General features: G+C 61.7%; 6 protein-coding genes and 1 pseudogene. 1 reads left to right on the forward strand and 6 read right to left on the reverse strand.

Translation table 11 applies throughout. The annotated features are described in order from the left end of the window. Nucleotides 1-48: 48 nt before the first annotated feature. The gene (locus BPHYT_RS16750) at nucleotides 49-10782 is read right to left on the reverse strand and encodes a YadA-like family protein (RefSeq protein ID WP_407669195.1); all 10734 of its coding nucleotides are present in this window, start codon (nucleotides 10780-10782) and stop codon (nucleotides 49-51) included. A 45-nt stretch (nucleotides 10783-10827) separates the two neighbouring features. Continuing rightward, nucleotides 10828-11043 (reverse strand): annotated as a pseudogene (locus BPHYT_RS39645) (ESPR domain-containing protein); the annotation flags it as partial. Between the two features lie 300 nt (nucleotides 11044-11343). Here BPHYT_RS39645 and BPHYT_RS16755 point away from each other — a divergent pair. Further along, nucleotides 11344-11784, forward strand: coding sequence for a nuclear transport factor 2 family protein (locus tag BPHYT_RS16755; RefSeq protein WP_012434329.1), 441 nt, complete (start codon nucleotides 11344-11346; stop codon nucleotides 11782-11784). 419 nt (nucleotides 11785-12203) lie between these two features. Here BPHYT_RS16755 and BPHYT_RS16760 read toward each other — a convergent pair whose 3' ends face one another. The 4 genes from BPHYT_RS16760 to holA all read right to left on the reverse strand — a co-directional run bounded on the left by BPHYT_RS16760 (nucleotide 12204) and on the right by holA (nucleotide 16100). Next, on the reverse strand, nucleotides 12204-12641 hold the full coding sequence (locus tag BPHYT_RS16760; RefSeq protein WP_012434330.1) for a hypothetical protein: 438 nt from the start codon (nucleotides 12639-12641) through the stop codon (nucleotides 12204-12206). A 404-nt stretch (nucleotides 12642-13045) separates the two neighbouring features. Further along, a complete protein-coding gene (locus BPHYT_RS16765; RefSeq protein WP_012434331.1) occupies nucleotides 13046-13462 on the reverse strand; it encodes a CopD family protein in 417 nt (138 codons plus the stop codon). A 15-nt stretch (nucleotides 13463-13477) separates the two neighbouring features. After that, the gene (locus BPHYT_RS16770) at nucleotides 13478-14749 is read right to left on the reverse strand and encodes a glutamate-5-semialdehyde dehydrogenase (protein WP_012434332.1); all 1272 of its coding nucleotides are present in this window, start codon (nucleotides 14747-14749) and stop codon (nucleotides 13478-13480) included. Between the two features lie 232 nt (nucleotides 14750-14981). Continuing rightward, complete coding sequence (holA, locus tag BPHYT_RS16775) at nucleotides 14982-16100, reverse strand: DNA polymerase III subunit delta (RefSeq protein ID WP_012434333.1); 1119 nt, start codon at nucleotides 16098-16100, stop codon at nucleotides 14982-14984. Nucleotides 16101-16105 lie beyond the last annotated feature (5 nt).

Here is a 16105-nt window from a genome sequence, read left to right on the forward strand (position 1 = left end):
GCAGACCCGGCTGACAGGACGAGGCTTGCGCCCCATCCGTCACACCATTTACCACTGGTACGAAGCACCCAGGCCCACCGTCGTGCCTTGCGAGCTCGTACCCGCACCGACCTTCATCTTCAAGTTCTCGGTGATACGTGCCGACACGCCGAGCGCGACAGCCTGCGAACCCTTGTACGTGCCGCCGCCGACACCGACCGCGATCGTCTTGCCTTGATCGACATCCGGAATCATCGTCAGCGCGGTAGCTGCCGCGATACCTGCGTAGGCGTTCTTCGCGACCTGGCTGACGCTGTTCTGCACCGAATTGATCTGCTTATCGGTGTAGTCCTTTGCCGTCATGCCGGCCGGCAGATTGCCGAGCGACGAGCCGATTGCTTCGTTCAACTGGCCGACGTTGACTGCGTCGGTCGTTGCCGTACCGGCTGCCACATTGGTGACCTGGCGTTCGTTGCCCGCCGAGCCGACCGACACCGTGTTGTCACGGTCCGCCACCGAACTCGCACCCAGTGCCACCGAGTTGGCCCCGGTCGCCTTCGCGTTCGCGCCCATCGCCGTGGAATGCGTGCCGCTGGCGACTGCTGCTTCCGTGTCACGGTTGCCGTCTGCTGCGAACATCGGGTTGCTCGCCGCGGTGGCAATGTTCGTGACGGCGGAGATCACCGCGTTCATCTGGTTGACGTTGACTGCATCGTCACCGGCCGTGCCTGCTGCCACGTTGTGGATCGTCGTACCGCCTGCAGCGCCGTTACCCATCGTGACGCTGTTGTAGTTGGTCGTACCGTCCGCCTTGCGGTCATAGGTCACGGCAGCATTGGTCGTGCCGTCCGGATTGATCACGCCCGACGCCTTCAACTGCGCGACGTTCACCGCATCCGTATCGGCCGTTCCAGCCGCCACGTTGGTGATCTGGCGTTCGTTACCCGCCGAACCGACCGACACGGTGTTGACACGATTAGCCACCGAGTTCGAACCCAATGCAACCGAGTTCGCCGCCAGCGACTGGGCGTTACCGCCGATCGCTACCGATTCCATGCCCGTCGCCTGCGAATCAGCCAACGAGGAATTAGCGTGGAAGTATGTGACGCCCGAACCACTGTTGATGTTATTCAGCACGTTGTTGATGTTGCTGATTGCCGTGGTGTTCTGCGTCACGCGACCGTCGATGTTGGTGATCACCTCACCCACATTGTTGAAGGTCGAGCCACCGGCCACGTACGTCGGCGCCGAAATCGTGCCATCCGGGTTCACCGTCGAACCACCGCCAAGCGCATCCGCGGTCGACTGGCTCACGCCGTACAGTTGCGAACCGTTCACGGCGTCCACACTCATCGCGTTCACCGCGCCGGCCGTCAAACCCGTCAGAGTGCGCGTGCCTGCCGTGCCCGTGAAGTCCACCATCGCGCCGTCGGTATCCTTCGCCACCGTGATGTTGCGTGACGTCGAATCCTGCTGCACCAGACCCACCGAACCGTTGTTGATGTTCGTCGTCAGGTTCTTGATTTCAGTGGTGTTCTGCGTCGTACGGTTATCGATGTTCGTGACCACGTCGCCCACGTTGCTGAACGTCGAGCCGCCGGCCACGTACGTGGGGTTCGTGATTGTGCCCGTCGTCGTGTTGTAGGTCGACCCGCCGCCCAGCGACGAAGCCGTGCTCGTGCCGATCTGGTTCACCTTCGCGTCTTCCGACTGCAGTTGGCTCACGTTCACCGCGTCCGTCGCGTTCAGACCCGCTGCGACGTTCGTGAGGCGGCGTTCCTTGCCTGCCGCGCCGACCGACACTTCACCGCCAGTAGCGGTCGCTGCTGAGATTGCGCTGCCGCCCGGGTTGAAGCCTGCCGTGGTCAGCGTGGTTGAGTTCGCCACCGAGTTCGAGCCCAATGCCACCGAGTTCGCCGTCGTCGCTGATGCGTTGCCGCCGATTGCTACGGCATCCACGCCCGTTGCCGACGAGTCCGCCAGCGTCGAGTTCGTGTGGAAATACTTGATGCCGTTGCCACCGTTGGTGATGTTGTTCACCGTGTTGCTGATGTTCGTGACGTTGCCCGCGATGTTGCTGACATTGTTGCTCAGGTTGTTCACGTTGTTGTTGACCGTGTTCACCTTCGCGTCTTCCGACTGCAACTGGCTCACGTTCACCGCATCCGTCGCGTTAAGACCCGCTGCGACGTTTGTCATGCGACGTTCCTTGCCTGCTGCGCCGACCGACACTTCACCGCCGACCGCCGTGGCTGCCGAGATCGCCGTGCCGCCCGCCGGCGTGTAGCCTGCCGTTGCCAGCGTCGCCGAGTTCGCCACCGAGTTCGAGCCCAGCGCCACTGAGTTCGCCGTCGTCGCCGATGCGTTGCCGCCGATTGCTACGGCATCCGTACCGGTTGCCGACGAGTCCGACAACGTCGAGTTCGCGTGGAAATACTTGATGCCGTTGCCACCGTTGGTGATGTTGTTCACCGTGTTGCTGATATTCGTGACATTGCCCGCGATGTTGCTGACGTTGTTGCTCAGGTTGTTCACGTTGTTGTTAACCGTGTTCACCTTCGCGTCTTCCGACTGCAACTGGCTCACGTTCACCGCGTCCGTTGCGGCCGAGCCGGCTGCAACGTTCGTGATGCGACGTTCCTTGCCTACGGAACCCATCGACACTTCGCCGTTTGCTGCCGAAGCCATACCCGACAACGTGCCGCTGCCCGGGTTGTATCCCGCTGCCGACAGGTTCGCCGTCGTCGTCGAGTTCGAGCCCAGCGCCACCGAGTTCGCCGTCGTCGCCGAAGCATTGCCGCCGATCGCCACCGCATCCGCACCGGTTGCCGACGAGTCCGCCAGCGTCGAGTTCGCGTGGAAATACTTGATGCCGTTGCCACCGTTGGTGATGTTGTTCACTGTGTTGCTGATATTGGTGACGTTATTGCTCAGGTTCGAAACGTTGTTGCTGACGTTACTGACCTTCGCGTCTTCCGACTGCAACTGGCTCACGTTCACTGCATCGGTGCCGTTCAGGCCTGCTGCCACGTTCGTGATGCGACGCTCGCTACCCGACTTGCCCACCGACACTTCACCACCGACCGCCGTGGCTGCCGAGATCGCGCTGCCACCGGCCGGCGTGAAGCCTGCCGTCGCCAGCGTCGCCGAGTTCGCTACCGAGTTCGAGCCCAGCGCCACCGAGTTCGCCGTCGTCGCCGATGCGTTGCCGCCGATCGCCACTGCATCCGTACCGGTTGCCGACGAGTCCGCCAGCGTCGAGTTCGCGTGGAAATACTTGATGCCGTTGCCACCGTTGGTGATGTTGTTCACCGTGTTGCTGATATTCGTGACATTGCCCGCAATGTTGCTGACGTTGTTGCTCAGGTTCGAAACGTTGTTGCTGACGTTATTGACCTTCGCATCTTCGGACTGCAGCTGGCTCACGTTCACCGCATCCGTCGCGCTCAGGCCCGCTGCGACGTTCGTGATACGGCGTTCCTTGCCTGCTGCGCCGACCGATACTTCACCACCAGCTGCGGTGGCCGCCGAGATCGCCGTGCCGCCCGCCGGCGTGAAGCCTGCCGTTGCCAGCGTCGCCGAATTCGCCAGCGAGTTCGAACCCAGCGCCACCGAGTTCGCTGTCGTCGCCGAAGCATTGCCACCGATTGCCACTGCATCCGTACCCATTGCCGACGAGTCCGCCAGCGTCGAGTTCGCGTGGAAATACTTGATGCCGTTGCCACCGTTGGTGATGTTATTCACCGTGTTGCTGATATTCGTGACATTGCCCGCGATGTTGCTGACGTTATTGCTCAGGTTCGAAACGTTGCTGGAAACGTTGTTCACCTTCGCGTCTTCCGACTGCAGTTGGCTCACGTTCACCGCATCGGCGCCGTTCAGGCCCGCTGCCACGTTCGTGATGCGACGCTCCTTGCCTGCTGCGCCGACCGATACTTCACCACCAGCTGCGGTGGCCGCCGCGATCGCCGTGCCGCCCGCTGGCGTGAAGCCTGCCGTCGCCAGCGTCGCCGAGTTCGCCACCGAGTTCGAACCCAGTGCTACCGAGTTCGCCGTCGTCGCCGATGCGTTGCCACCGATTGCCACAGCGTCCGTACCGGTTGCCGACGAGTCCGCCAGTGTCGAGTTCGCGTGGAAATACTTGAGGCCGGAGCCACCGTTGGTGATGTTGTTCACCGTGTTGCTGATGTTCGTGACGTTGTTGCTCAGGTTCGAAACGTTGTTGCTGACGTTACTGACCTTCGCATCCTCCGACTGCAACTGGCTCACGTTCACCGCATCGGTGCCGTTCAGGCCCGCTGCCACGTTCGTGATGCGACGCTCCTTGCCTGCTGCGCCGACCGATACTTCACCGCCGACCGCCGTGGCTGCCGAGATCGCCGTGCCGCCCGCCGGCGTGTAGCCTGCCGTTGCCAGCGTCGCCGAGTTCGCCACCGAGTTCGAGCCCAGCGCCACTGAGTTCGCCGTCGTCGCCGATGCGTTGCCACCAATTGCCACTGCATCCGTACCCGTTGCCGACGAGTCCGCCAGCGTCGAGTCCGCGTGGAAGTACTTGATGCCGTTGCCACCGTTGGTGATGTTGTTCACCGTGTTGCTGATATTCGTGACATTGCCCGCAATGTTGCTGACGTTGTTGCTCAGGTTGTTCACGTTGTTGTTGACCGTGTTCACCTTCGCGTCCTCCGACTGCAACTGGCTCACGTTCACCGCATCGGTGCCGTTCAGGCCCGCTGCCACGTTCGTGATGCGACGTTCCTTGCCCGCCGCGCCCACCGACACTTCACCACCAGCAGCGGTCGCTGCCGAGATCGCCGTGCCGCCCGCCGGCGTGAAGCCTGCCGTCGCCAGCGTCGCCGAGTTCGCCACCGAGTTCGAACCCAGCGCCACCGAGTTCGCCGTCGTCGCCGATGCGTTGCCACCGATCGCCACTGCATCCGTACCGGTTGCCGACGAGTCCGCTAGCGTCGAGTTCGCATGGAAATACTTGAGGCCAGCACCGTTGGTGATGTTGTTCACCGTGTTGCTGATGTTCGTGACGTTATTGCTCAGGTTCGAAACGTTGTTGCTGACGTTACTGACCTTCGCATCCTCCGACTGCAACTGGCTCACGTTCACCGCATCGGTGCCGTTCAGGCCCGCTGCCACGTTCGTGATGCGACGCTCGCTACCCGACTTGCCCACCGACACTTCACCACCGACCGCCGTGGCTGCCGAGATCGCCGTGCCGCCAGCCGGCGTGAAGCCTGCCGTCGCCAGCGTCGCCGAGTTGGCCACCGAGTTCGAACCCAGTGCTACCGAGTTCGCCGTCGTCGCCGATGCGTTGCCGCCGATTGCTACAGCATCCGTGCCCGTTGCCGACGAATCCGCCAGCGTCGAGTTCGCGTGGAAGTACTTGATGCCGTTGCCACCGTTGGTGATGTTGTTCACCGTGTTGCTAATATTCGTGACATTGCCCGCAATGTTGCTGACGTTGTTGCTCAGGTTGTTCACGTTGTTGTTGACCGTGTTCACCTTCGCGTCCTCCGACTGCAACTGGCTCACGTTCACCGCATCGGTGCCGTTCAGGCCCGCTGCGACGTTCGTGATACGGCGTTCCTTGCCTGCCGCGCCCACCGACACTTCACCGCCGACCGCCGTGGCTGCCGAGATCGCCGTGCCGCCCGCCGGCGTGTAGCCTGCCGTTGCCAGCGTCGCCGAGTTCGCCACCGAGTTCGAACCCAGCGCCACCGAGTTCGCCGTCGTCGCCGATGCGTTGCCGCCGATCGCCACTGCATCCGTACCGGTTGCCGACGAGTCCGCCAGCGTCGAGTTCGCGTGGAAATACTTGAGGCCAGCACCGTTGGTGATGTTGTTCACCGTGTTGCTGATGTTCGTGACGTTATTGCTCAGGTTCGAAACGTTGTTCGAAACGTTGTTCACCTTCGCATCTTCCGACTGCAACTGGCTCACGTTCACCGCATCGGTCGCTGCCGAGCCGGCTGCCACGTTCGTGATGCGACGCTCCTTGCCTGCCGAACCCACCGACACCTCGCCATTGGCCGCCGATGCCGTGCCCGACAGCGCAGCCGTGCCCGGGTTGTACCCCGCCGCCGACAGGTTCGCCGTCGTCGTCGAGTTCGAACCGAGTGCCACCGAATTCGCTGCCGTCGCTTTCGCATTGCCGCCGATCGCCACTGCATCTGTGCCCGTGGCCGACGAATCCGCCAGCGTCGAGTTCGTGTGGAAATACTTGATGCCGTTGCCACCGTTGGTGATGTTGTTCACCGTGTTGCTGATGTTCGTGACATTGCCCGCGATGTTGCTGACGTTGTTGCTCAGGTTCGAAACGTTGTTCGAAACGTTGTTCACCTTTGCATCTTCCGACTGCAACTGGCTCACGTTCACCGCATCCGTCGCGTTAAGACCCGCTGCGACGTTCGTGATACGGCGTTCCTTGCCTGCTGCGCCGATCGACACTTCACCACCAGCCGCGGTCGCTGCCGAGATCGCCGTGCCGCCGGCCGGCGTGAAGCCTGCCGTTGCCAGCGTCGCCGAATTCGCCAGCGAGTTCGAACCCAGCGCCACCGAGTTCGCTGTCGTCGCCGAAGCATTGCCACCGATTGCCACTGCATCCGTACCCGTTGCCGACGAGTCCGCCAGCGTCGAGTTCGCGTGGAAGTACTTGATCCCCGTGCCGCCGTTGGTGATGTTGTTCACCGTGTTGCTGATGTTGGTGACGTTGCCCGCGATGTTGCTGACATTGTTGCTCAGGTTCGAAACGTTGTTGCTGACGTTATTGACCTTCGCGTCTTCCGACTGCAGCTGGCTCACGTTCACCGCGTCCGTCGCGTTCAGACCGGCTGCCACGTTCGTGATGCGACGCTCCTTGCCCGCGACACCCACCGACACTTCACCACCAGCCGCCGTGGCTGCCGAGATCGCCGTGCCGCCCGCCGGCGTGAAGCCTGCCGTTGCCAGCGTCGCCGAGTTCGCCACCGAGTTCGAGCCCAGCGCCACCGAGTTCGCTGTCGTCGCCGACGCATTGCCACCGATTGCCACTGCATCCGTACCCGTTGCCGACGAGTCCGCCAGTGTCGAGTTCGCGTGGAAGTACTTGATGCCAGCACCGTTGGTGATGTTGTTCACCGTGTTGCTGATGTTCGTGACGTTGCCCGCAATGCTCGTCACGTTGTTGCTCAGGTTGTTCACGTTGTTGTTGACCGTGTTCACCTTCGCATCTTCCGACTGCAACTGGCTCACGTTCACCGCATCGGTCGCTGCCGAGCCGGCTGCCACGTTCGTGATGCGACGCTCCTTGCCTGCCGAACCCACCGACACCTCGCCGTTGGCCGCCGATGCCGTGCCCGACAGCGCAGCCGTGCCCGGGTTGTAGCCCGCTGCCGACAGGTTCGCCGTCGTCGTCGAGTTCGAACCGAGTGCCACCGAATTCGCTGCCGTCGCTTTCGCATTGCCGCCGATCGCCACTGCATCCGTACCGGTTGCCGACGAGTCCGCCAGCGTCGAATTCGTGTGGAAATACTTGATGCCCGTACCACCGTTGGTGATGTTGTTCACCGTGTTGCTGATGTTCGTGACATTACCCGCGATGTTGCTGACGTTATTGCTCAGGTTCGAAACGTTGTTGGAAACGTTGTTCACCTTCGCGTCCTCCGATTGCAGCTGGCTCACGTTCACCGCATCGGTCGTATTCAGACCGGCCGCCACGTTCGTGATGCGACGCTCTGCACCTGCCGAACCCACAGACACTTCACCACCAGCCGCGGTCGCTGCCGAGATCGCGGTGCCGCCAGCCGGCGCGAAGCCCGCCGTCGCCAGCGTGGTCGAGTTCGCTACCGAACTCGCGCCCAGTGCCACCGAGTTCGCCGCCGCCGCGATCGCGCCATTACCTACCGCCACGGCCGAACCGGCGTTTGCCATGGAATAGCTGCCAATGGCCAGCGAATTGAAGCCAGTCGCCGTCGAAAAGCCACCTACAGCAGATGCATGTGCGGCGGTCGCCAGCGCGCCGGTGCCCACTGCAAGGGCGTCATAGTTTGAAGATGTTGCATTGAAGCCCAACGCAGTATTCTGGCCCCAAGCTCCCGCGACTGTCACCGCGTATGCGCCTTGGCCAATGGCGATTCCCTGTCCATTCGACATCCCATGATTACCGGCCTGAGCGCCGGTACCCATTGCTATTGAATTACCCAGGTTCGTGGTTGCGCCGGTGCCTATCGCGATCGAGTTACCCGAGCTTGCCATAGCTGCGTTCGTTTCGGCGCTCGCTCCCACTCCGATTGCGATATCGCCCGCATTACCTGATGCTGCGGCCGGACCAACTGCTATCGAATCTGTGCCCGTTGCCGATGAGTCCGCCAGCGTCGAGTTCGCGTGGAAATACCTGATGCCGCCACCGTTAGTGATGTTGCTCAGGATGTTAGAGACGTTAGTGACCTTCGCATCTTCCGACTGCAACTGGCTGACGTTCACTGCATCCGTTGCTGCCGAGCCGGCTGCCACGTTCGTGATGCGACGCTCCTTGCCTGCCGAACCCACCGACACCTCGCCATTGGCCGCCGATGCCGTGCCCGACAGCGCAGCCGTACCCGGGTTGTAGCCCGCCGCCGACAGGTTCGCCGTCGTCGTCGAGTTCGAACCGAGTGCCACCGAATTCGCTGCCGTCGCTTTCGCATTGCCGCCGATCGCCACTGCATCTGTGCCCGTGGCCGACGAATCCGCCAGCGTCGAGTTCGTGTGGAAATACTTGATGCCGTTGCCACCGTTGGTGATGTTGTTCACCGTATTGCTGATGTTCGTGACATTACCCGCGATGTTGCTGACGTTATTGCTCAGGTTCGAAACGTTGTTCGAAACGTTGTTCACCTTTGCATCTTCCGACTGCAACTGGCTCACGTTCACCGCATCCGTCGCGTTCAGACCCGCTGCGACGTTTGTGATGCGACGCTCGCCACCCGAGGTGCCCATCGACACTTCGCCCGCAGCCGTGGCGGCCGAAATCGCCGTGCCGCCCACCGGCGTGAAACCTGCCGTTCCCAACGTTGCCGAATTTGCAACCGACTTGTAGCCCAATGCAACCGAGTTATTCGTCGAAGCGCTAGCGCCTTGCCCAACCGCTGTCGAGTTTGTGCCAGTCGCAGATGTGAACGCACCAACGGCCGTCGCCTGGTCGCCAGTTGCGCGAGCCTGCGAGCCCAACGCCGAGGAGTAGTTGCCCGAAGCCGTGGACCAGGCGCCAATCGCGTCAGTGGACCAGTTCGTCGCGGTCGCACTCGCGCCGAGCGCCAATGCTTGTGAAGACGTCGCGCCAGAGTTGCCCGCAACTGCGCTGGAGCCGATGGCAACGTTCGCGCCATACGCCACAGAGTTGCCGCCGTATGCGGTGGAATTAGCGCCAATGGCTATCGCACCGGCGCCGTTGCCCGCGCCTGCCCCAGTGGTTGCATTTAGACCCATCGCGATATCGTTCGCCATGGCTGTGGTTGCTAACGGACCTATTGCAACGCTGTTGACGCCGACCGCCGACGAATCCGCCAGCGTCGAGTTCGTGTGGAAATACTTGATGCCGTTGCCGCCATTGGTGATGTTGTTCACCGTGTTGCTGATGTTCGTGACGTTGCCCGCAATGTTCGTCACGTTGTTGCTCAGGTTGTTCACGTTGTTGTTAACCGTGTTCACCTTCGCATCTTCCGACTGCAGTTGGCTCACGTTCACCGCATCGGTCGCGTTCAGGCCCGCTGCAACGTTTGTGATACGGCGTTCCTTGCCTGCTGCGCCGACCGATACTTCACCGCCGACCGCCGTGGCTGCCGAGATCGCGCTGCCGCCCGCCGGCGTAAAGCCTGCCGTTGCCAGCGTCGCCGAGTTTGCTACCGAGCTCGCGCCCAGTGCCACCGAGTTCGCCGTCGTCGCGCTCGCGGCCTGGCCGATGGCGGTTGCCGAAGCGGCTGACGCGGTCGCTGCATCGCCCAGTGCCACTGATCTGATACCGCTCGCCAGCGCCCTGCCGCCCAACGCCTGCGAAAAGTCCGCCGTCGCGGTGGACAGATACCCGAGCGCTACAGAATTGGCGCCGGATACGTTAGCGAGATAGCCCACACCCGTGGAGTTGGCCCCAGAGGCAGTGGCGCTGTAACCCATCGCCTCACCATAGTTGCCCGACGCCAAGGCCCCGCCGCCCACAGCGGCGGAGCCGGTACCCGTCGCGGAGGCTTGGGTACCGAGTGCGGTTGCCCATGTACCTGCGCCCGAAGCCGTTGTCGAGGCACCGAGCGCAATGTCGCCCACGCCGCTAGCGACTGCGAGGTTACCCATCGCCTGACTGTAGTTGCCCAATGCTTGAGCGGTGGTGCCCATCGCGATCGAGCTCGTACCCGTAACGGTACTGGCACCCCCTATTGCGACGCCGCCGGCCTGGCTAACCAACGAGTTCTCACCGATGGCGATAGCGTAGCCTGTAGCACCGGTGCTTCCATTCGAAGCTGGTGTGGCGTGCGCGTTGCCGCCGATGGCGATGCTTGTGCCGTACGACGCGGAGGAATTGGCGCCGATGGCAATCAGATCTATGGAGTTCGCAAGACTGCCGCCGTTGATACTGGCGTTGTAGCCAATAGCCACGCTGTTCTTAGCACCGTTGATATTGGAAAACCCGCCCACAGCCGTGTTTCCAGACGACATGGCGGTACCAGTGGCGGTGTCGACAACGGAGTTGTACCCGATTGCCGTGTCATAGCTGCCGCCTGGGCTGGTCGCGTTGCCTGTGATCGCGCCGGTGCCGTAGGCGATCTGTCCTGTACCTGTATTCACGGTACCGCCATCCAACGCGCCAGCATGAGCCTGCAGCGCAGTAGCGCCAGCCACAAGCGCCATGGCCAGCGCTTTCCCGCTGCTCGTTTTCTTCCCGCGCGCCTTCGCTGTTTCCGACGCTGCCACATAAGTACCTGTGGTTTCGTTCCAGACCGATTTATAAGACTTATTCACGTTCCAAATTCCAAAAAAAATTTCTGAACTCACCTGGCACAAGCCACGCGAAGAACTTTCGATGTCAGAGGTTCGGAAAGGAATCACGCGAGAACAATCGGGAGACCAACATCACGAAGCGCTATCTCATTAACCCTCTGACGATGACGTAAATCTAAATTTCAGAAGGACCGAACTAAATAAGATGAATCCGAAACGGCCTGAAATGTACGGAAATCGCCCAAGACAAGCGAGATGGCATGGATTTAAAGCGAGGAATGTTCTACGTATCTTTGGGAATATTCTTGGCACCCCCCGTTAACTAAGAAAAGTCTTATTTTTCTTGGTAGCTCCACCAATCAAACTAAGAAATTAAACGTTAAGCGCGGTATGAAAGGAGCGGCTGAAATGAGAAAGCACTGTCTTGCAATAGTTTGGGGATTGGCGATGATTGGCTCTCACGCCCTTGCCCAGCCGAAGTCCGACGAGGACGTCATCACGGCAATGGAGCAAACGTGGGTCCGCGCAACGGCAGTCGGCGACAAGGAAACGGTGAGGGAACTGTTGGACGACAGCTATATCGAGCGCACCCCTACCGGCGCAACGCGCACCAAGGAGGATGTGCTGCAAGCGCCGCCGCCATCCATGACGTCCACTCAAGATCTGGACGACCTGATTGTCGTGGTTCGCGGAGATACCGCATCCGTGACCGGCACCAACAGGTATCGCGCCGCACCGGGCGTAACGCCGGTGGATTACGTGTTCGTCGATGCGTTTCAGAAACGTGAGGGTGTTTGGCGAATTGTCAGATCACAGATGGCCCGACGCGGTGGCGAATTGTCAAAGTAACATCGCCAGCATAAAAGACGCCGTGATCGCAATTTGGACCGGTGCATAGCTTCGCATCCACGGGCGATCAAGACGAGGTTGTGGGATTTTTTTCTATGCCTGGCCCCGGTGCGGTTTCCCGCGCAGTTTCTTGGTAACCCGGCAAGAGGGCGGCTCGCCAACCGGCAAACCGCCCTTCCTCTGTAAAACAAATTGGAATCGAGCTATCAAACTGCGCAAAACCCAAAGCTCAGAACGGCTTGATCACCATCAACGCCACCGCCGCGAGCAGGCGTGGGCATGTCATCCGTTGTAGAACGAGGCGCACATGGGGGCGGCACATAAGCGCGCACGCAACGTGCGGTATCGCCAAGTCCGAAGAGCCCTGATTCGATCGAATCGCGTCTCTTCTTAGTTGCCGCAACGTATCTAAGCCCCTCTCAGTGCGAAGCCACAGCCAACGCGGGATCGGTTTTGCGTTCCGCCGGTTTGCGCGTCATCGCCGCACTTCTTGCAGAACCTGCCTCTTGCTTTTGCGCACCTGCAAGCAGTTTCGCCGCACCGCCAGCCGTAATCCGTCGATGAGCAATCCCACGCGCATCGAGCGCGATCACTTGATACAACTCGCGGTCGCATTCGACTTCCCGCTCATACTCCTCGCACGTTTCAACCAGCAACTCGAGCAGCACTTGACGGCTGCGTCGTTCGTGGTTCGTCAGTGCAGGATTCCTATATATCGAGGTCGCAAGTGTGGCCAGTCTGTTGAGTTGAGTCAGTTGTCGTTCGCACGAACCGAATGCCGACATGGCGAGTTTTTCGTACTGCAAGGCATCGACTGGCGGACGTGAGGCGGGTTGCTTTTTGTTGGACTTGCTCATGGTGCGATCTCCCTAAAACTTACCTGGATCGCCCGACACTCGCTTGCAAAGAGGGTGAGCGGGCATGTAGCGAAGTTGACAGACCGGGCTTGAAACAATCCGGCGAGCCTTGCGGCTCCTCCACCACAGCCCGCCCATAGAAAATACAGACGTGCAGAGATAGACGCACGACCCGCCTGGGCGGGTGTGCGGTTTCAAGCGCGGGCTGTCAAACCCGACCACCGGTTGGTGCCGATGGTGCGGAAATTATAAATCACCCCGCACGTGCATCGGCCGTCCCAATATAGGCTGGCAAGCGAACTAGCCATTCGGCCTAGAACGCCGCATCGCGCCCCAGCGCCGCCCATAAAAAAGGCGGTTTGCCGAACCCGGCAAACCGCCTTCTATAAAATCAAAACCCCATCCTAAAACGGCTTAATCACCACCAACGCCACCGCCGCCAACATCCCCAGCACCGGCAGTTCATTAAACATCCGATACCACTTATCCGAGCGACGATTCTCTCCCCGCTCGAACGTCCGCAGCAGCACACCGCAATAAGCGTGGTAAATCAAAAGCAGCACCACCACGCCGACCTTGGCATGAATCCACCCCTGCCCGCGCCCAATCCCGATCACCAGCCACAACCACAACCCACAAGCCAGCGCCGGCACCGCAATAAACGTCATGAACCGGAACAGCTTACGCGCCATCGTCAGCAGACGCGCCGTCGCCGCGGGTTCCGTTTCCATCGCCAGATTGACGAAGATGCGCGGCAAATAGAACAGGCCGGCGAACCATGAAGCAATCAGAACGATGTGAAACGTCTTTACCCAAAGCATCAGCGTTCCTCGTGTTTATTGCCGGCCTTCGCCGTGGCCCAGCACAACGTACTTGAGCGACGTCAGCCCTTCCAGTCCCACCGGCCCACGCGCATGCAGCTTGTCGTTCGAGATGCCGATTTCCGCACCGAGGCCGAACTCGAAACCATCCGCGAAACGGGTCGATGCGTTCACCATCACGCTCGCCGAATCCACTTCGCGCAGGAAGCGCATGGCGCGATCGTGGTCTTCCGTGACGATCGCGTCGGTGTGCTGCGAGCTGTACGTGTTGATGTGATCGATCGCGGCATCGAGGTTCTCGACCACCTTGATCGCCAGCACCGGCGCGAGATATTCGGTGCGCCAGTCTTCCTCGGTGGCATCGACGAGCGGACCCACGCCCGCGTCCGCCAGCACCGCGCGCGCCGCCGCGTCCACGCGCAGTTCGACTTGCTTGTCGCGATACAGCTTGCCCAACGGCGGCAGCACTTCCGCTGCAATGCCGCGCGCGACCAGCAGCGTTTCCATCGTGTTGCACGTGCCGTAGCGGTGCGTCTTGGCGTTGTCGCAGACGGTCAGCGCCTTGGCCAGATCCGCCCGATCGTCCACGTACACATGGCAGATGCCGTCGAGGTGCTTGATCATCGGCACGCGCGCTTCGTTCATCAAGCGCTCGATCAGGCTCTTGCCGCCGCGCGGCACGATCACGTCGACGTATTCCGTCATGGTGATCAGCTTGCCCACCGCTGCGCGATCGGACGTGGCGACCACCTGCACGGCTTCCTGCGGCAAGCCCGCTTTTTCCAATCCTTCGCCGATCAGCTTCGCCAGCGCCGCGTTGCATTCGAGCGCTTCGGAACCGCCGCGCAGAATCGTCGCGTTGCCCGACTTCAGGCACAGCGCGGCAGCATCGATAGTCACGTTCGGACGCGATTCGTAGATGATTCCGATCACGCCCAGCGGCACGCGCATCTGGCCGACCTGAATGCCGCTCGGCCGGTACTTCAGATTGCTGATCTCGCCGATCGGATCCGCCAGCGCGGCGACTTGCCGCAAACCTTCGACCATCGTTTTCAGCGCTTTGTCCGACAGCGTCAGACGGTCGATAAATGCGGCGTCGTGGCCTTTCTCGCGAGCCCGCGCGACGTCGCGCGCGTTGGCTTCCTTCAGCAGCGCGGCATCGCGTTCGATACCCTGCGCAACAGCCGCGAGCGCGGCGTTCTTCGCCGCCGTCGACGCCCGTGCCATCGCCCGTGAAGCTTGGCGGGCGCGGCGGCCGAGGTCGGTCATGTACTGGTCGATATCCATGGTGAGTCTCGTGATGCCGCGCACGTCGAGGTGCGGCGGACAGGCAGAATTAGCGAAAGATCAAGCGATTGTAAGTCGGGTGAAGGCGCTTTGCTTGCGGCGGCAGTGCCGGCGGCATCCAGGTAGCCTGAGCCGCCGACTGCCGAATGTCGCTCGCCTGAAAGCGGTTCGGCGCACTAGCGCCAGCAGTTCCGCACACTCCGCGCAGGCCAATCAAACTAGCCGCTGCGGCTCAGACAGGCCTTCGCGCCGGCGCAGCTGTCAAGCTTCGAGGTCGTGGCGGCGGCACGGGCGCCGTCTTCGGCGAAGCCACCGTCATGGCGAGTTCAAACAGACCGTCCCACGGATCAGGCGGAGGATCGTTGCGATGATTGCCCGGCGTTCCGCCCGACAACCCCTTCACCTGACGATCGAGCCGCGCCGCCAGCGCGAGCGCCTTTTCCAGCGCGCCTTCGCTCACGCGCGACAAGGCCGGGCCGATCAGCCGCTCACGCGGACCCCACACGCGGTTCTCGCGCACCAGCATTGCAAGCGCCTTGCCGGCCGCTACGCCGCGCTTGATCCGCAGCAGCGTGCGCACTTCTTCGACCACGGCCCATAGCACCAGCACCGCGGCCTCGCCTTCGCCACGCAAGCCGTCGAGCATGCGCGACAAGCGGCCTACATCGCCCGCCAGCATCGCTTCGTTCAGCTTGAAAACATCGTAACGGGCGACGTTGAGCACGGCGTCCTGAACCTGTTCGAAGCTCAACGAACCCGCCGGATACAGCAGCCCGAGCTTCTGGATTTCCTGATGCGCGGCGAGCAGATTGCCTTCCACGCGCTCGGCGATGAACGCCAGCGCGCGCCGCCCTTCTTCGCCTGCGGCGACTCGCTGGCCTTGCGCGGCGAGCCGCTGCCCAACCCAATTCGGCAACTGCGCGCGCTCGACCGGATCGATCTTCAACGCGACGCCCGCATCGGACAAAGCCGTAAACCACGCCGACTTCTGCGTGGCCACGTCGAGCCGCGGCAGCGTGATCATGGTGAGCACGTCGTCGTTGACGGCAGCCGCGAGCGCTTTCAGCGCGTCCGCGCCTTCCTTGCCGGGCTTGCCTGATGGAATGCGCAGCTCGACCAGTTGCCGGTCGCCGAACAGCGACATCGACTGGCTCGCGCCCAGCAGCGAACTCCAGTCGAAACCGCGCTCCACCGTGAACACCGAACGATCGGTAAAGCCGGCCGCGCGCGCCGTGGCGCGAATGCGGTCGCACGCTTCCTGCGCGAGCAGGTGCTCGTCGCCGTACACGACGTACAGTCCGGCGAGTCCTTTGGCGAAATGCGCTTCAAGCGCGTCAAGTCGCAGTTGCATGGCTA

The organism is Paraburkholderia phytofirmans PsJN (assembly GCF_000020125.1).
Classification (GTDB): Bacteria; Pseudomonadota; Gammaproteobacteria; order Burkholderiales; family Burkholderiaceae; genus Paraburkholderia; species Paraburkholderia phytofirmans.